This window comes from Planococcus sp. BI3 (genome assembly GCF_056680115.1).
The window spans coordinates 2,254,819-2,270,866 of the sequence record NZ_CM155266.1 but is presented as its reverse complement, the minus strand read 5'-3'; the positions used below and the strand labels follow the sequence as shown (position 1 = coordinate 2,270,866).

Below are 16,048 nucleotides of genomic sequence, written 5' to 3'. Positions count from 1 at the left end.
ATCGATTTTTCGGGCGGCTGTATAATCATTTGGCACATTACAGGGCTTTTAATGAACCGCCTTCTACGACAAGGGATTGGCCAGTCATGAATGAATTGGCAGCTGAAGCGAGAAAGACGACGATTTTGGCGAATTCCTCCGGTTCGCCATAGCGTCCGGCTGGGATGGATGCCTTGCTTTTTTCTGTAATTTCTTCTACAGGGATGCCTTGCTTGTCTGCTGCAATCCCATCCAGTTCCGCTACCCGATCTGTAGCAAAGCGGCCAGGGCCGATCGTGTTGACCAGGATATTATCTCCGGCAACTTCACGTGCCAGAGTCTTCGCAAAACCGACCATTCCCGCGCGAAGCGTGTTGGACAGAATCAGGCCATCAATCACTTCTTTGACCGAAGAAGAAGAAATATTGATGATGCGCCCGAATTGCTGTTCCTTCATATAAGGAAGTACAGCGCGTGAGGTGCGGATATAGCTGAGCAGATTCTGGTCGAATGCCTTGTACCAGTCTGCATCTTCGACTGCATCAAATCCGCCGGCTTTCGGACCGCCTGTGTTATTGATCAAAACATCAATACGTCCGAATTGATCGGCAACGAATTTGACCAGTTTTTGGATATCTTCTTCTTTGGAGATGTCGCAAACATGGGAGAACACTTGCTGATTACCTGAAACCTCTTTGATTTCAGCGGCAGTCTCATCAAGGGTCTGCTGATTGCGGCTCGAAATGATGACTATGGCACCTTCTTTTGCGAACTCGAGTGCCGTCGCTTTTCCAAGGCCTTTACTTGAAGCCATTACTAGCACTACTTTTTCATTGATTCCTAAATCCACTGCACTCATCCTTTCTTATACATTCATCCTTCAGTTTAAGGATAGGAGACAGATAATTCAAACTTTTATTTTTTTAATTTCCGCCATAAGTCCAATGGCGTGAATCTGGGGTAAATATGATAGGATATAGATATTGATTAGATTAGGAGTGTTATAAATGGAAGAACGCGAAGTTTTTGATATTACAATTATTGGCGGCGGGCCAACTGGCCTGTTTGCTTCCTTTTACGGCGGTATGCGCAAAATGAAAGTGAAGATTTTGGACAGCTTGCCGCAGCTCGGCGGCCAGTTGACTGAACTGTATCCGGATAAATTCATTTATGATGTAGGTGGGTTTCCAAAAATATTGGCTAAAGACCTGGTGGATAATCTCGTAGAGCAAGCGAAATACGGCGATCCTGAAATTTGCCTGGAAGAAACCGTAACAGCTGCCGAGCGCCATGATGACCATTTTGTGATTCAGACTGACAAAGGTCTGCATTACACGAAGGCCATCCTGCTGACGGCGGGTGTCGGTGCATTTCAGCCGCGTAAACTTGCAGTCGACGGTTGTGAGGTTTTCGAAGGCAAGACGCTTCATTACGGCGTGAAAGACCTGGCTGTTTTCAGCGATAAGAAAGTTGTCGTTTTAGGCGGCGGCGATTCAGCCGTTGACTGGGCGATGATGCTTGAAAATGTGGCAGCCCATGTAACATTGAGCCATCGCAGAGACAAGATGACTGCCCACGAAGCCAATATCGATGTCTTGATGGAGTCGAAAGTGGAAGTGAAAAAGCCATACGGCATTAAAGAGCTGGTCGGCGAAAATGGCCAGGTCAGCGAGCTTGTGCTGATTGATAAAGAAGGCAATGAAGAACGCCTTGACGTCGACCATGTCATCGTCAACTACGGCAATATCACTTCGTTGGGTGCCATTAAAGAATGGGGCCTTGAGATGGATAAAAACTCGGTAATCGTCAACTCTAAGATGGAAACCAGCATTCCTGGCATTTACGCAGCAGGCGACATTGCCACATACGAAGGCAAAGTCAAGCTGATTGCTGTAGGCTTCGGTGAAGCTCCGACAGCCATCAATAACGCCAAGTCCTATTTGGATCCGAAATCTAAAGTTCAGCCATTGCACAGTACCAGCGTGTTTAAATAAATCTCGAAAAAGATCCGCCACATGAAAATGTGGCGGATCTTTTTTACTGTCTTCTATTCTTTTTGACCAACGGATCGAGAGAAGCTGCCTTCAGGAATGAAACACCCATCAAGATGATGACAACTGAAAAAGGCAGAGCTGCAATAATCAGGGCATTCTGCAATCCTTGTGTGCCACCTGTATAAATGACGATGGCAGCAACGGCTGATTGGATAAGGCCCCAAGTGATCTTTACCAGATTCGGCGGATTCAGCATGCCGCCTGTAGTCTGCATGCCAAGGACAAATGTTGCCGAATCGGCAGAAGTGATGAAAAAGATGGCAATAACGAACAAAGTGATAATGGATAATAAAGTTCCAAGTGGATAATACTGCAGAACGCCAAATGTAGCAGTCTCAAGACTGTATTCTGAAATTTTAGCAATATTGTTTTGCTCAAGGTTTAATGCGGAAACGCCGAATACCGCAAAAAAGATGAAGCACACCAGGGAAGGGACCAGCAATACGCCGAGCATAAACTCTTTGACTGTCCGTCCCCGGGAAATGCGGGCGATGAAGATGCCGACAAACGGTGCCCACGAAATCCACCAGGCCCAGTAAAATACCGTCCAGCCGTCGACCCAGGCACGACGTTCTTCGTTGATCGGTTCCAGGTTAAAGCTCATGGAAAAGAAGTTGGTCATATACCCGCCGATAGCATCGGCGAACGAATTGAAAATATAAAGTGTAGGTCCGACAATGACTAGGAGCAGAAGCAGGACAAATGCAAGAACCATATTGATATTGCTCAAATACTTGATGCCGCGCCCAATGCCCGACCAGGCAGATCCGATGAAAAGGACCGTTGCCACAGCAAGAATAAGCATTTGGAATGCAAATGTATTGGGCGTTCCAAAAATAAAGGACATGCCTTCATTCAGTTGGGCAGATCCGAATCCTAGTGTCGAGGCAACCCCGATGACGGTGGCGAAGACAGCGAGGGTATCAATCAGCTTGCCTAAAGGTCCGGCCATTAGTTTTTTGCCGAACAAAGGAATCAGCGTGGCGCTGATCAATCCAGGTGCATCATTATGGAATTTGAAATAAGCCAGCACCAGGGCGACGATTCCATAAACAGCCCATGCGTGCAATCCCCAATGAAAAAAAGAAAATTGCATAGCCTCCTGAATCGCCTGGTTGGATCCCAATTCAGACTTCGGAGCGCTAATGTAGGCATGCGATATTGGTTCGGCGGTTGTCCAGAAAACCAGTCCCATCCCCATTCCGGCACTGAATAGCATCGCAAACCATGATGGAAGTGAAAACTCTGGCTTGTCTCCGGGTTTCCCTAGTTTCAAGTTAGCAAATCTGGAGAAAATCAAGTACACACAGAATATAAGAATCAGGAAAACGGTCAGAAGATAATACCAGCCAAAAGTGCTGGAAATCGTTGAAGTCAATGCACCGGTTTGTGACTGGAAGTTTTCCGGTGAAACCAGCCCCCAAGCTACCAGGCCAGAACAAATCATTAATGAAATCCAAAAAACTGCAGTGACATTTTTCACGTAACTTTCCCCCCTTTCAACATTCCTTAAATAACATTCTAATATTCCCTAACTTCCAAGAAGTAAACGATTTATACGCAACTTCCTCCAGACCTTAAAAAGAGCTCAAGCATCCATTATCAGATTTATTACAGAGTGTAACAATATTTCATTCTGTGTCATGAAATTGTTATGTTCTATCTGACGTTCTGTCATGTTCCTGAAATGTCGAGGTGTTATGATCATTTCTGTTAGTGAAAAGGAGGAATTTCAATTTATGAAAAAGCAAATCGTTACACTAACTGCTATCGCAGCTTTAAGTGTGGGAGCAGCAACGTCAGCTAGTGCTTCATCATCGTATACAGTCCAATCAGGTGACACTCTTTGGGAAATTTCACAAGATAAGAACGTATCAGTGGAAAGCTTAAAAGGATGGAACAGCCTATCCTCAGATTTGATCTTGCCGAGCCAGGAACTTAAAGTCGATGGGCAAGCAACATCAGAAACTAAAGCAGACAACTCAACATATACAGTAAAATCAGGCGATACATTAGCAGAAATCGCTAGCGCACATGGAATTGCATTAGACAGCTTAATGAGCTGGAACGGCATTTCGGGTTATATGATTTACCCAGGTGACACATTAACAGTTAAAGGCGGCACGGCAGTGGCTGAAAAAGCACCAGCTAAAACTGCAGCAGCGCCAGCAGCACCAGCAAAATCAGCAGCACCGGCAAAAGCACCAGCACCAGCAAGTGCTCCTGCAGAAAAAGCTCCTGCAGCAGCGTCTACTCAGTCTGGTAAAACGATGACTGTATCTGCAACAGCTTATACAGCTTATTGTGCAGGATGCTCAGGAACGACAGCAACTGGAATTGACCTTCGTTCAAATCCAAACCAAAAAGTAATCGCAGTTGATCCTTCAGTAATTCCACTTGGCTCTAAAGTTTGGGTCGAAGGTTACGGAGAAGCAATCGCTGGCGATACTGGCGGCGCAATCAAAGGCAATAAAATCGATCTTTTCATTCCATCACAGGGAGCGGCTTTAGAATTTGGCCGTAAAGATGTAACAATCAAAGTGTTAAACTAATTTCACTATGCTACAAAGCCGAGGTGTTCATCCCCTTGGCTTTTTTTTTTGAAACAATCAAATAAAGGCGGTTTCTGAAATTTTTCAGAAACCGCCTTTTTCCGTTTAAAAATTGATTGCCATAAATTTCTTCAAAAATACGAATAAAAAGGAGATAAAGGGGTATTGTATTGAATATTCAGAATTCCATTCACTTAAATAAAGGGGGCTCGCACGATGGCGAAAAAAGACAAGAGTTTTTCTCGAAGGGATTTTTTGAAAACTTCAGGAATTGCCACGGGTGCACTGATTGGCGGCGGAATTATTGGAGGGTTGATTGGTGCCAATACCAATCAGCAGGATACAGCATCAACTGCTCCAGGAACCCCTCAGGAATCAATGGGGTCTGCCGGTGGAGTCCGGGGATTGGTCTTCTTTAAAAATAATGCAGAATTTGAAATTCTGAACCAGGCCACAGAACGGATTTTTCCGGAAGATGATTTAGGTCCGGGAGCTATTGGTTTGGGAGTAGCTTATTTTATCGATCAGCAGCTGTCCGGCAGCTACGGGGAAAATTCCAAAGAATATATGCAGGGCCCTTTTTTTGAAGGGGCGATTACGCAAGGCTATCAAAGCCGCTTAAAAAGAAATGAGATGTTCCGCCAAGGCATCCAACTGATGCAGCAGGAAGCCCAAAGTCGATTCAATGCAAACTTTGTAGATTTGGAAGGTGGACAGATGGATGAAATCCTGACAGCTTTCCAGGAAGATGAAATCCAGATGAGAGGCACCACTTCGCTGTTCTTTTTCCGTCTCTTAAGGCAGGCGACACTTGAAGGCGCTTATGCAGATCCGATTTATGGAGGCAACCACAACATGGAAGGATGGCGGATGAAAGGATTCCCAGGCCATCAAACTGCCTATATCAATGAAATTGACAGCGAAGACTTTGTAGAAATCGAACCTCAATCTCTGGGTATGGAGCATTAATTGAAAAGGGGGAACATATATGGTGACGACATTAGACAGCGTTGATGTGGTGACGGTAGGCGTAGGATGGACGGGTGGAATTATTGCCGCTGAATGCACGAAAGAAGGGCTTAAAGTAGTGGGGCTGGAGCGCGGCCGTGAACGGGGGACGGAAGATTTCAGTATTGTGCATGATGAATACCGCTACGCTGTCCGCTATGAATTGATGCAGGATTTATCAAGGGAAACGATAACTTTCCGCAATAATCGGCAGCAGCGTGCATTGCCGATGCGCCAAATGGGATCTTTCCTATTGGGTGAAGGATTAGGTGGATCGGGAACGCACTGGAACGGCCAGAACTGGCGCTTTCTTCCGTATGATTTCCAAATCAAGACCATGACGGATCAAAAATACGGAGCCAATAAACTTCCGGCTGAATATACCATTCAGGACTGGGGAATCACCTACGATGAATTGGAGCCTTACTTTGACCGTTTTGAGAAGACGGCTGGCATTTCGGGAGAAGATAATAACCCGTTCTGGGGCCAACGTTCAAGTCCGTACCCAACTCCTCCTATGAAGAAAACGCCGCTTTTACAGCGTTTTGAAACTGCAGCATCCAACTTGGGGCTGTCGCCTTTCATGATGCCATCAGCCAACTTGTCTGAAGCCTATGAAAATCCGGATGGCCAGCAAATCAATGCGTGCCAATATTGCGGATTCTGTGAACGCTTTGGCTGCGAGTACGGAGCGAAAACCTCTCCTGAAATCACTGTAGTTCCGGCTGCTAGAGAAACAGGGAATTACGAAATCAGGTTTAATGCCAATGTCGTAGAAGTGATGAAAGAAGGCGATCGCGTTACAGGCGTCCGCTATTACGATACAGAGACTTTTGAGGAATTCATTCAGCCGGCGAATGTTGTTGTGCTGACAAGTTATGTCTTAAATAATGCCAAGTTGTTGATGGTGTCGGAAATTGGCCAGCAGTACGATCCGGAAACAGGGCAGGGAACGCTCGGCAAAAACTATGCCTATCAGATTCTGCCTGGAGCATCCGGCTTTTTTGATGAACAGATGAACACCTTCATGGGTGCTGGAGCTCTTGGTATGACTGTTGATGACTTTAATGGAGACTCTTTTGACCATGGGGATCTGGATTTCATCCACGGTGCCAGTTTATCCATGACTCAAACCGGGTCCCGGCCGATTCTCCATAATCCGATTCCGCCGGATACACCTTCTTGGGGCGCGGATTTTAAGCGTGCTTCCATTGAAAACTTTACAAGAACTTTAAGTGTCGGCGGCCAGGGAGCATCCATGCCGCATAGAGAGAACTTCATGTCGCTCGATGGCACTTACAAAGACATTTACGGTGTTCCGTTGCTGCAGCTGACCTACAACTTTACAGATCAGGACCGTGCGCTCCACAGCTATTTAACGGAAAGAGCAGGAGAAATCATGCAGGAAATGGGCGCGAAAACAGTGGTAGCAGGCAACCCCATTTCAGATTATGACATCGTACCCTATCAGACTACGCACAATACAGGTGGAACCATTATGGGGGCGGACCCAGGGACCAGTGTCGTCAACAATTTCCTGCAGCATTGGGATGCTGAAAACCTGTTCGTCATAGGCGCGGGTAACTTTGCCCATAATGGCGGCTACAATCCGACTGGCACTGTCGGCGCTCTTGCTTACCGTTGTGCTGAAGGGATTATTCGCTACAGCCGTGAAGGCGGATCACTTGTTTGATCCAATCGGACTTTTATGGTCAGTGGATCTGCCGCTTGTGAAAGCGGGTGCGGTACTGACCGGTAAAGCGTGAAAAAGGAGGAAAATCATATGGGTGGATTAGCTTCAATTGGTGTGCCGGGACTGATCATTATCTTGGTGATTGTCTTAATAATTTTTGGACCGAAAAAACTGCCGGAGATCGGCGGGGCAGTTGGGAAAACATTCTCTGAATTCAAACGGTCGACCAAAGGCTTAATGGATGACGATGACGAGGAAACAGTGAAAAAAGAAACCATCGAAGATAAAGACCTTAAAAAATCTGAGAAGCTATGAAGGTGGTTAAATGGATCCGTATGGAGACAGAAACTTAACAAGCCCGTTGCGTAAAAAAGCGGCACAGCCTGAAAAGCCTGCGGAAAATGATCTGGAAAAAATACCGGAGCCTCCTGTTAAAGAACCGGAACCACCAGCGGAAGAGCCAACGGGGCAAGTGGAAACATTAGTTGACCATTTAGGGGAATTGCGGAAACAGCTGATTAAAAGTGCAATTGTTTTCCTATTCTTTCTCCTGCTTGTCTTTTCAACTTTAAATTTTTGGTTTCCTTATATTGTTAAGGGCAATAATCTGGTTATTTTAGGTCCTTTAGAAGTCATCAAGTTTTATACTTCCATTTCAGCGACTTTGGCATTAGGCTTATCCCTGCCATTTCTCATTCATTTTATTTGGCAATTTGTAAAACCAGGCCTTGAGGAAAGGGAGGCGCGTTTTCTGGGCCTCTATTCTCCGGTCATGCTTGTACTTTTTGTCTTAGGAATTGCATTTGGCTACTTTATCGTCAATCCGCTCAGCTTTCAATTCCTGATCGGGATGGGGATGGCGAACTTTGATGTCATGATTTCAGCAAATGAATACATCCATTTTCTGATCATGACAACCGTTCCACTCGGATTGCTTTTTGAGATGCCGATCATTGCTTTGTTTTTATCTTCTATCGGGGTTTTGACTTCAGTTTCAATGAAAAAGGTCAGGAAATGGTCATATCTTGTACTGGCGATCGTTTCAGCACTGATTACCCCGCCGGATTTCCTGAGTCAATTGCTGGTGCTTATTCCAATGGCAGGTCTTTATGAAGCCAGCATCTTCATTATCAAGAAAACGGAAGAAAGAAAATCGACAATTGAAGATACCGTTTTATAAACAAGAAAAGCTGCAGAAAATTGTAGCTTTTCTTGTTTTATTTGTTGAAAGAAAATTCTGATATTTATTGGCAATCACATCTTAACTGCTATACACTGAAAGAGCAGGTGATTGTCTAAAAATCCGTAAGTGGAAAGTGGTTATCCATAATGAGGAGGATGCGACATGACAGTAGAAATTAGAGAAATCTCAGACCTAAAACAAGTGGATGTATCAAAACTGGTGGAAGAAAGTGAAGCAGAAGGCTATCGTTTTTTAAGAAGGCTTGTAGATCAGTATGAAGATGGCAGCAATACGTTCAATAAAACAGGCGAAGTCCTTTACGGAGTGTGGGACCATCAGGATCATCTGGTGGCGATTGGCGGCTTGAACCGCGATCCGTATTCCACTAAAGAAGGTGTCGGCAGGCTTCGGAGATTCTATATTTCTGCCAGTGCCCGCAGACAGGGGATCGGCACCAAATTATTGCAGCAAATTCTGAAAGATGCACAAGGGCATTTTCATGAACTGGTTGTCCGGACAGACTCGTCCGCAGCGGATGCCTTTTACAGGGCAAATGGTTTTTCAGGAGACCTCGGTCTGCCGGATGCTACTCATGGCATCGTTTTAGAAAAACAACAGCGGAAAAAGGCTGAGTAAGGCCCATTGGAAACGGCTTGCTGAAGCAAGCCGTTTTGTCTTGCCCTGAATTATTTGCAGAAGCCGTCCCCGGTTTACTGGAATCTGTGGTAACGTAAATAAAAAGAGTTGGCATTTTGACGGTTCTGGAAAAACAGAAGCAGCTGCTTACATCGAAAATAGGCTATGGGAGAGATTTTATGGAAATGTCGAACTGGAAAGGCGCAGCAGGCGTCTGCGTAAATGAAAAGAACGAGGTATTATTGGTATTGCAGGGCGCTCCGGGCGAACAAAAGAAGTGGACGGTGCCAGCAGGTGGTGTTGAAGGCAGCGAAACAGTGGAACAATGCTGCACACGGGAGTTCTTTGACGAAACCGGATTGACAGTTCGCATCCTCGAGAAGCTGAACACCAGAGCTGGGGAGTATGAAGACTCTGCAGTATCTTTCGAGGTAACTTATTTCAAGGTAGAAATGACTGGCGGCGAAATTGTTCTGCATGATGGGGATGAATGGATTGCTGATGTGGCTTGGAAGCTGATTTCTGAACTTGATGAATTAGAGCTGGTGTATCCGGAAGATGCCGAACTGATCAAGTCACTAGCCATTCAATAGCCAAAACGATCAGTGGATTATAAAGAGAAAAAAACGGGTAATTACGGTAATAACAACAATCCAAGGAGGTGTTTTGGATGAAGAAAGACCGTGAAAGCAAAGAAGGCGAAAAGCTGATTCCAGAAGTAGAGCCGCGCCGCAATATGCCGCCTGAAAAGGAAATGGATCCCATGCCGAATAGAGATTTGGAGTATGAAGAAAACTCGAACGAAAAATACAGAGACAATACTGAGCAAAAAGAGTAAGCAAGCCAGGTATTGGCTTGCTTTTTGCATCGCAGCAACTTGTTGAAAGGGGATAGGGCAATGCCGCAATATGCTTTCAGACACGCTATTTGGTATGAAGAGGAAGGCGTTGAGGATTATAACTTCCGTAAATTCCTTCCTAAAAATGAAAAGATGAAGAATTGGATCGACAAATCAAAGAACCCGGCTGTAAATATTCTGCATACGCATACCAGTGAACGCGGCAAAGAATCGCTGTGGGGTTCCTTGATCTACAAACAAAGTGCAAAATCTGAAGAGTCCCGCCAAGTCTTTCATTTTTATTTGTCCCATGAGGTCTTTGTCACCAACAAGATTGATTTCGAAACAGATGCAGATCTGGAGAAGGAAGAAATTCTGCGCCAAATGGAAGGTGCCAATTCTTCTATAGAAGTAATGATGATTATTCTTGGAGAAATGGTGGCTTCCATCCTACATAAAATAGACAGTTTTGAAGAACGTCTGCACGATTTGCTATGGGCGATCAAAGAAAAGAACAACAAGAAGACTTTGGGGGAAATCGAAAATGTCCGCCACGAGATTCTTTTATGGAAGCATTTGATTATGGGGTTTCAGGAAATTAAAATGGCAATTGAGGAGACCTTCGGAAAAAGCGTGACAGAGGAAGTGGAATATCAACGGACGGCTGTTCGCATTGGCCGGTGTGTCATGCTCGTCAATTCATATGAAGATGAAGTCAATAATATGGTCGATATAGAAAACGTAGTAGCCAATTACCGAGGCAATGAAATCATGAAAACCCTGACAGTCTTGACTACATTGTTCACACCCATCATGGCCTGGGGAGCTCTTTGGGGCATGAATTTCGAAAAAATGCCTGAATTGAAATGGCAGTTTGGCTATGCTGGAGCTTTAGGGATAATTATCGGATCGACGTTTATACTTTATATCTATTTGAAGCGAAAAGGATGGATGGGTGACATTCTGCAGTCCATCGGCAGGAAAAATTCTGAAAATGAGTAGACAAAAGCAGGAATCCTTGGGATTCCTGCTTTTGTCTACTTTGCTTTGTCTTTTTCAAGTTCCTGCAGCAGTTCCGTATAGCGATGCAGGTCCTGCTCTCCATATTTTTCCACATAGTTTGTGATGATTTCCTTTAAGTCTCTGCGCTGGCGTTCCACTGCTACTAGCTTTTCCTTCATCGATTGCCGTCTCCATAGCTCCGCGTCCTGGACATCTTCCATTTTTTCAAGCATGTCTATTTCCGCAAGCAGAACCAATGCCTCGGTCTTTTTGTCTTCGTACTTTTTTAACGCTTTCTCTACTTTTCGGGTGTCGTTATCAAAAGCCAACTTGGAATACATGGACATTTTCTGATCCCCCTTTCCGCTGAAATGCTGTTACTTTATTGTTTCCCGATTCTAAGGAATTTATACCTATTTTTAAGCATAGAAGAATATAAAAAAGAATATTCAGTCAAAATATTGACTGAAAACAGCTGGGAATGTATGATAGAAGAAATATAAGAAGGAGGTGGGTAAGATGAATCAAACTGGTAAGCGCATGACAGAGTGTCAGGAATATCTCTACATTCTTCATGGCGTTACTTTCACTGCAGCGACTGGACGGGAGAAGTCTGTCCTTTTTCAGCCAACTGCATCGAGTGAAAATTACCAGTAAGAGACATCTGCCTGCAAACGGATTTTAAGCAAAGGCATGCCTCCTGGCGTGCCTTTTTTGCTGTGCATGCGTCTCTTCATCAGGAAGGAAGAGAGTCATGATCATTAGCCAATTTCAACAAATACTATGCCATTTTGCCAACCAAAAATTATTCAACCAAATAAAAGGGGAAGTGATGCAGGGCCAGCGTATCGGCCTTGTCGGAAGAAACGGAGAAGGGAAAACCACCTTATTGAACGTATTGGCTGGAACCCTGCAGCCAACGGAAGGGAATGTGACCTGGAAAAAAGACTGCAGCATCGGGTTGCTTGAACAGTCGCCTGATGAACAGGAACAACAAACTGTTGAGCAATTGCTGGTCGCAGTTTTTTCGGAATTGACTCTACTCCAACACGATTTGACAAGGATGGAACGGCAAATGGAAACTGCTTCTCCAGAGGAGATGGAGCCCCTGCTGCTGCGCTACGGCATATTGCAGGATGATTTTATTCAGCGCGGCGGTTATGACATTGATGTGAAGATCGATCAAGTGCTGAACGGATTGAAGATCAAGCAATTGAAATTTGAGCAATGGGGACATTTGAGTGGTGGGGAAAAAACAAAGATCGGGCTGGCAAAATTGCTTTTGCAGAAGCCGGATTTGCTGCTGTTGGATGAACCGACAAATCATTTGGATCTGGAGGCGATCGAATGGTTGGGCACATTTATCAGCCACTACAAAGGAACGATTGTCCTTGTTTCGCATGACCGCTATTTTCTGGATGAAACAGTTACCCATATTTGGGAGTTGGACCAAGGGGATTTGATCCAGTATGCCGGAAATTACACGAGCTATGTCAAAGAACGGGAAACGCGGCTGCTGATTGAATTCCAGCAATACCAGGATCAGCAGAAGAAAATTCAAAAGATGAAGGAAACCATTAAGCGGTTGAAGGAATGGGCAAACAGGGCCAATCCGCCGAACGCGGGAATGCATCGGCAGGCAAAAAGCATGGAAAAGGCATTGCACCGCATCGACATTCTCGATCGTCCGATAGTGACAAAAAAGCAGATGGCTCTGGATTTCAAAATAGATGGACGCAGCGGCAAAGACGTGATCGTCCTGGACAGCGTCTGGAAAGGATTTGGGGAGCGGATTTTGTTCCATGATGTCTCGGCGCATATCCGTTATGGAGAACGTGCAGCGATTGTAGGGGCCAATGGCACAGGAAAAACCACACTGCTCAATATGCTGATGGGAAAAGTGGGGGCTGATGCAGGAAGAGTGAAGCTTGGCAGCGGCTTATCCATCGGTTATCTTTCCCAGCATACTTTAGAAATGAACAATGGCAGAAGCATTATTGAGGAATTCCGCGATGCTGTAGCCGTTTCCGAATACGATGCACGCCCGATGCTCGCAAAGTTTCTGTTTTTCGGAAATATGGTTTTTCAGCCGGTTCGGCAGCTCAGTGGCGGCGAACGGATGAGGCTTCGCCTGGCTCAATTAATGCACCAAAACCACAATCTGTTGATATTGGACGAGCCGACCAACCACCTCGATCTGGAGGCAAAAGAAGTGATGGAAGAAGCCTTGAGTGAATTTCCCGGAACAATTATCGCTGTGTCCCATGACCGCTATTTTCTGGATAAACTGTTTCCGGTCACCTATTGGCTGAGAAACGAAACGGTCGAACGACTTGAAGGAAACTATTCTGCTGCCCGTGAAAAAGTTGTAATATCTGTAAAATAATTTTTTTTGAAAGAATGGCAAATCCTTGTTCTGCTGTGGCATAATGTATAAACACGAGTCAGTGAAAAATCAGAGGATAAGGTGGAAACGCATGCCAGCCATAGGAAAGATTCCTGAAAATATATTCTTGCTTAATGCCCTGGATGTCATTGGGGAGACCATCATTATTGCCGACAGTTCCTATACCATTAGATGGATGAATACCGAAGCCTGCCGATTGATGGGCGAAATTGCTCCTTTGTACGGCATGTCCGACTGTGAAACAATGATCGGGATGAGTATGGATGCGTTTCATGAAAATCCCCAGCATCAGAAGCGGGTCATGGAGAACTTGACGGGAGTCCACCGCACACGCATAACAATCCGTAACCAAGTGATGACCGACATAGTGATAACCCCAATCATGGGCAATGGAGATGAACCTGAAGGGTACATCGTCATGCTGATGGATGTCACAATGCAAGCCGAAGAACAAAAGAGAAGTGCACAATTGATCAAGGAATTGTCGATCCCCATCTTGAATGTATGGGAAAAAACAATTGCATTGCCTTTGATCGGCGAATTTGACAGAAGCCGGACAGATCAATTGATTGCGACGGTTTTGATGGAATGTTCCGAGAAGAAAATCGAATTTGTCCTGATCGACCTAAGCGGCATCAAGGAATTTGAAAACCAGATCCGGTATCAAATCCAAATGATGACAGATACATTGAATCTAATCGGTGCCACGTGCATTCTTGTAGGCATCAGCCCAAAGTTGGCTATGTCAATTGTACAGCTGGACAACAAGACTCCGATATTCAGTACAGCCCATGAAGGATTGAAATACATCATACAATTGCAGGCGAAATAAAATAAGAGCTTATCCAGTAAATTGGATAAGCTCTTATTTGTTTTAGGGAATTATGATTCCAGTAACTTGTAGGGCAGTCTATGCTTTTCTTGTTGTCCAGGCTCCAGCGCCCAGCTCTTTGGGTCATAAGCCATCCCGGCTATGCGGCAAACTGCCTTAAGCCTGTCGGTTCTACACGGGCGCTTACGCTTTTTGTGTTTCAGTTGGTTCTACCCATACCTGTGACCAATTTTGGATTTCGTCCATAACTGGTTTTAAGGAAAGGCCTTTCTCGGTCAATGCATATTCAATCCGGACAGGGGTTTCGGGATAGACGGTCCGTGTAACCAGCCCTTGTGCCTCCAAATTTTTGAGGCGTTCAGACAATAGACGGCCGCTGATGCCGATCACTTCAGTTAAATGGCTGAAGCGTTGGGGTCCCGATAATAATTGATAAATGATTAGTCCGGTCCAGCGTTGGCTGAGAAGGGAAATCGCTGTCTCAAAACGGGGGCAAATAACGGAAGTATCCATGCTCCTCACTCCTTTTCTATTATAATAGCATATATACTAACTATTTTAAAGAAATTAAGTTACTTGACATATCTTTGTTTTATAAATATAATTGGTTACATAAAGTAACTTAATGAAAAGAGGAATTTAAATGAACTTTCACAAGAAGCCTGTCACTTATGTAGGCGAAGTAGGATTAAAAGTAATGGATATTAAAAAAATGAAACAATTTTATCAGGAGATAATTGGTTTCGACATTATTTCAGAAGAACAAAATTCAGTGGAGTTGGGCTCAGGCGGAAAAGTCCTGTTAAAGCTGGAAGTGATTGAAGGAATCCTGCCAAAACAAGGCCGCTACGCAGGTCTGTATCATTTTGCGATTCTATTGCCGACGAGAGAAGATTTAGGGAAGATCCTGGTCCATCTTCATCAGAAGGGGATCCAATTGGGCTCTTCGGATCATTTGGTCAGTGAAGCCTTGTATCTATCAGATCCGGAAGGCAATGGCATTGAAATTTATCGTGATCGTGAACCAGAGCAATGGAACTGGAGCAATGATGAAGTTTCAATGACAGTTGATCCAATTGATGCGCAGGGGTTAGTGGAAGCGGCACAAAAATCTTCGGAATCGTGGAAAGGAATGCCTGCTGCTACTGTAATGGGGCATATCCACCTGCATGTTTCAAACTTAGTGGAAGCAAGAGATTTCTATGTGGAGGGACTTGGCTTTGAAGTTGTTTCAAGTCTGGGAGGTCAGGCCCTATTCTTAGCTGACCAGAAGTACCATCACCATATTGGGATGAACGTCTGGAATGGCACTGGTATTCCGGCATTGCCTGAGAAAGAAGCAGGCTTGCATTACTACACATTGATCATGGAAGAAAATAAGCGCAATGAGTTGGCTAAGAAGCTCCAATCACTTGGCACTGAAATCGTAGAACATGACAACTATTGGGAAGTTAAAGACCCATCAGGAAATGCGATCCGCCTGCTTGTTTAATAAGAATGACAAAAGCCGACTCATCATTCGAGTCGGCTTTTGTCATTCCAGCGAGGTTCTGTCACAGCTGTTATCCATTGCAGTGAACGCGGTAGTTGTAAAGGCGGCCTGTGCAGGAATTTCTGCCGTCACTTGATTTTGTTCCGGTATTTCCGGAAGGTCGTTCTGGCGTGTTTCGATATATGCGTACATTCTTTCTTGGCTGATCGCTTTTTCTAAAGGGTTGCCGTAAAAAGATAAGAGGATTAATCCAAATGCTCCAACAATTAAAGTGATGCCCAAAAGTGAAAGGAATCCCTTCATAGTAAATCCCGCCTTCTCATATTTGCTTATTAAAACAGAACGATGCGCTCTGCAGAAAAGTTCCCTATT

General features: G+C 44.8%; 19 protein-coding genes. 14 read left to right on the top strand and 5 right to left on the bottom strand.

What is annotated here, in order from left to right; all coding sequences use genetic code 11:
* Positions 1-37 precede the first annotated feature (37 nt).
* Complete coding sequence (locus AC1MEO_RS11315; RefSeq protein ID WP_480330458.1) at positions 38-829, bottom strand: SDR family oxidoreductase; 792 nt, start codon at positions 827-829, stop codon at positions 38-40.
* A 157-nt stretch (positions 830-986) separates the two neighbouring features.
* Here AC1MEO_RS11315 and AC1MEO_RS11310 point away from each other — a divergent pair, with 157 nt between their 5' ends.
* Positions 987-1,973: an NAD(P)/FAD-dependent oxidoreductase gene (locus AC1MEO_RS11310; RefSeq protein ID WP_480330456.1), complete on the top strand. Its 987-nt coding sequence runs from the start codon at positions 987-989 to the stop codon at positions 1,971-1,973.
* Between the two features lie 43 nt (positions 1,974-2,016).
* Here the strand turns inward: AC1MEO_RS11310 and AC1MEO_RS11305 are convergent, their stop codons facing one another.
* The gene (locus AC1MEO_RS11305) at positions 2,017-3,516 is read right to left on the bottom strand and encodes a BCCT family transporter (RefSeq protein ID WP_480330454.1); all 1,500 of its coding nucleotides are present in this window, start codon (positions 3,514-3,516) and stop codon (positions 2,017-2,019) included.
* Between the two features lie 256 nt (positions 3,517-3,772).
* Between AC1MEO_RS11305 and AC1MEO_RS11300 the strand changes: the two genes are divergently transcribed.
* The 9 genes from AC1MEO_RS11300 (at position 3,773) to AC1MEO_RS11260 (ending at position 10,945) form a co-directional block, all read left to right on the top strand.
* Complete coding sequence (locus AC1MEO_RS11300) at positions 3,773-4,585, top strand: 3D domain-containing protein (RefSeq protein ID WP_480336085.1); 813 nt, start codon at positions 3,773-3,775, stop codon at positions 4,583-4,585.
* Positions 4,586-4,801: 216 nt separating this feature from the next.
* Positions 4,802-5,554: a gluconate 2-dehydrogenase subunit 3 family protein gene (locus tag AC1MEO_RS11295; RefSeq protein ID WP_480330452.1), complete on the top strand. Its 753-nt coding sequence runs from the start codon at positions 4,802-4,804 to the stop codon at positions 5,552-5,554.
* Between the two features lie 19 nt (positions 5,555-5,573).
* On the top strand, positions 5,574-7,286 hold the full coding sequence (locus AC1MEO_RS11290; protein ID WP_480330450.1) for a GMC family oxidoreductase: 1,713 nt from the start codon (positions 5,574-5,576) through the stop codon (positions 7,284-7,286).
* Positions 7,287-7,376: 90 nt separating this feature from the next.
* Positions 7,377-7,601 carry a twin-arginine translocase TatA/TatE family subunit gene (tatA, locus tag AC1MEO_RS11285; RefSeq protein ID WP_480330448.1) on the top strand — a complete coding sequence of 75 codons (225 nt, stop codon included), beginning with the start codon at positions 7,377-7,379 and terminating at the stop codon, positions 7,599-7,601.
* Positions 7,602-7,611: 10 nt separating this feature from the next.
* Positions 7,612-8,466 carry a twin-arginine translocase subunit TatC gene (gene tatC, locus AC1MEO_RS11280; protein ID WP_480330446.1) on the top strand — a complete coding sequence of 285 codons (855 nt, stop codon included), beginning with the start codon at positions 7,612-7,614 and terminating at the stop codon, positions 8,464-8,466.
* A 165-nt stretch (positions 8,467-8,631) separates the two neighbouring features.
* On the top strand, positions 8,632-9,105 hold the full coding sequence (locus tag AC1MEO_RS11275; protein ID WP_480330444.1) for a GNAT family N-acetyltransferase: 474 nt from the start codon (positions 8,632-8,634) through the stop codon (positions 9,103-9,105).
* 179 nt (positions 9,106-9,284) lie between these two features.
* Positions 9,285-9,698 (top strand): NUDIX hydrolase, encoded by a 414-nt coding sequence (locus AC1MEO_RS11270; protein ID WP_480330442.1) that lies wholly within the window; start codon positions 9,285-9,287, stop codon positions 9,696-9,698.
* 77 nt (positions 9,699-9,775) lie between these two features.
* Positions 9,776-9,943 carry a hypothetical protein gene (locus AC1MEO_RS11265; protein WP_480330440.1) on the top strand — a complete coding sequence of 56 codons (168 nt, stop codon included), beginning with the start codon at positions 9,776-9,778 and terminating at the stop codon, positions 9,941-9,943.
* A gap of 60 nt (positions 9,944-10,003) precedes the next feature.
* Positions 10,004-10,945 (top strand): magnesium transporter CorA family protein, encoded by a 942-nt coding sequence (locus AC1MEO_RS11260; protein ID WP_480330438.1) that lies wholly within the window; start codon positions 10,004-10,006, stop codon positions 10,943-10,945.
* 35 nt (positions 10,946-10,980) lie between these two features.
* On the opposite strand, the gene AC1MEO_RS11255 is transcribed toward AC1MEO_RS11260, so the two are convergent.
* Positions 10,981-11,292, bottom strand: coding sequence for a hypothetical protein (locus AC1MEO_RS11255; RefSeq protein ID WP_480330436.1), 312 nt, complete (start codon positions 11,290-11,292; stop codon positions 10,981-10,983).
* Positions 11,293-11,464: 172 nt separating this feature from the next.
* Here AC1MEO_RS11255 and AC1MEO_RS11250 point away from each other — a divergent pair, with 172 nt between their 5' ends.
* From AC1MEO_RS11250 to AC1MEO_RS11240, 3 genes are all read left to right on the top strand, one after another.
* Positions 11,465-11,602 carry a hypothetical protein gene (locus AC1MEO_RS11250; RefSeq protein WP_480330434.1) on the top strand — a complete coding sequence of 46 codons (138 nt, stop codon included), beginning with the start codon at positions 11,465-11,467 and terminating at the stop codon, positions 11,600-11,602.
* Between the two features lie 97 nt (positions 11,603-11,699).
* On the top strand, positions 11,700-13,331 hold the full coding sequence (gene abc-f, locus AC1MEO_RS11245) for a ribosomal protection-like ABC-F family protein (protein WP_480330432.1): 1,632 nt from the start codon (positions 11,700-11,702) through the stop codon (positions 13,329-13,331).
* Between the two features lie 91 nt (positions 13,332-13,422).
* Positions 13,423-14,184 (top strand): STAS domain-containing protein, encoded by a 762-nt coding sequence (locus AC1MEO_RS11240; RefSeq protein ID WP_480330430.1) that lies wholly within the window; start codon positions 13,423-13,425, stop codon positions 14,182-14,184.
* Between the two features lie 183 nt (positions 14,185-14,367).
* Here the strand turns inward: AC1MEO_RS11240 and AC1MEO_RS11235 are convergent, their stop codons facing one another.
* Positions 14,368-14,697 carry a winged helix-turn-helix transcriptional regulator gene (locus AC1MEO_RS11235; RefSeq protein ID WP_480330428.1) on the bottom strand — a complete coding sequence of 110 codons (330 nt, stop codon included), beginning with the start codon at positions 14,695-14,697 and terminating at the stop codon, positions 14,368-14,370.
* Positions 14,698-14,827: 130 nt separating this feature from the next.
* Between AC1MEO_RS11235 and AC1MEO_RS11230 the strand changes: the two genes are divergently transcribed.
* Positions 14,828-15,676, top strand: a complete 849-nt coding sequence (locus AC1MEO_RS11230) for a VOC family protein (RefSeq protein WP_480330425.1) — start codon at positions 14,828-14,830, stop codon at positions 15,674-15,676.
* Positions 15,677-15,718: 42 nt separating this feature from the next.
* On the opposite strand, the gene AC1MEO_RS11225 is transcribed toward AC1MEO_RS11230, so the two are convergent.
* On the bottom strand, positions 15,719-15,979 hold the full coding sequence (locus AC1MEO_RS11225) for a hypothetical protein (RefSeq protein ID WP_480330423.1): 261 nt from the start codon (positions 15,977-15,979) through the stop codon (positions 15,719-15,721).
* Positions 15,980-16,048 lie beyond the last annotated feature (69 nt).

Bases quoted from the DNA above. Each gene is read 5' to 3' on its own strand.
- AC1MEO_RS11295 (WP_480330452.1), top strand. From the start codon at position 4,802: ATGGCGAAAAAAGACAAGAGTTTTTCTCGAAGGGATTTTTTGAAAACT.
- AC1MEO_RS11270 (WP_480330442.1), top strand. From the start codon at position 9,285: ATGGAAATGTCGAACTGGAAAGGCGCAGCAGGCGTCTGCGTAAATGAA.
- abc-f (WP_480330432.1), top strand. From the start codon at position 11,700: ATGATCATTAGCCAATTTCAACAAATACTATGCCATTTTGCCAACCAA.
- AC1MEO_RS11250 (WP_480330434.1), top strand. From the start codon at position 11,465: ATGAATCAAACTGGTAAGCGCATGACAGAGTGTCAGGAATATCTCTAC.
- AC1MEO_RS11235 (WP_480330428.1), bottom strand. From the start codon at position 14,697: ATGGATACTTCCGTTATTTGCCCCCGTTTTGAGACAGCGATTTCCCTT.
- AC1MEO_RS11260 (WP_480330438.1), top strand. From the start codon at position 10,004: ATGCCGCAATATGCTTTCAGACACGCTATTTGGTATGAAGAGGAAGGC.
- AC1MEO_RS11310 (WP_480330456.1), top strand. From the start codon at position 987: ATGGAAGAACGCGAAGTTTTTGATATTACAATTATTGGCGGCGGGCCA.
- tatC (WP_480330446.1), top strand. From the start codon at position 7,612: ATGGATCCGTATGGAGACAGAAACTTAACAAGCCCGTTGCGTAAAAAA.
- AC1MEO_RS11300 (WP_480336085.1), top strand. From the start codon at position 3,773: ATGAAAAAGCAAATCGTTACACTAACTGCTATCGCAGCTTTAAGTGTG.
- AC1MEO_RS11255 (WP_480330436.1), bottom strand. From the start codon at position 11,292: ATGTCCATGTATTCCAAGTTGGCTTTTGATAACGACACCCGAAAAGTA.
- AC1MEO_RS11225 (WP_480330423.1), bottom strand. From the start codon at position 15,979: ATGAAGGGATTCCTTTCACTTTTGGGCATCACTTTAATTGTTGGAGCA.
- AC1MEO_RS11290 (WP_480330450.1), top strand. From the start codon at position 5,574: ATGGTGACGACATTAGACAGCGTTGATGTGGTGACGGTAGGCGTAGGA.
- AC1MEO_RS11230 (WP_480330425.1), top strand. From the start codon at position 14,828: ATGAACTTTCACAAGAAGCCTGTCACTTATGTAGGCGAAGTAGGATTA.
- AC1MEO_RS11265 (WP_480330440.1), top strand. From the start codon at position 9,776: ATGAAGAAAGACCGTGAAAGCAAAGAAGGCGAAAAGCTGATTCCAGAA.
- AC1MEO_RS11275 (WP_480330444.1), top strand. From the start codon at position 8,632: ATGACAGTAGAAATTAGAGAAATCTCAGACCTAAAACAAGTGGATGTA.
- AC1MEO_RS11240 (WP_480330430.1), top strand. From the start codon at position 13,423: ATGCCAGCCATAGGAAAGATTCCTGAAAATATATTCTTGCTTAATGCC.
- tatA (WP_480330448.1), top strand. From the start codon at position 7,377: ATGGGTGGATTAGCTTCAATTGGTGTGCCGGGACTGATCATTATCTTG.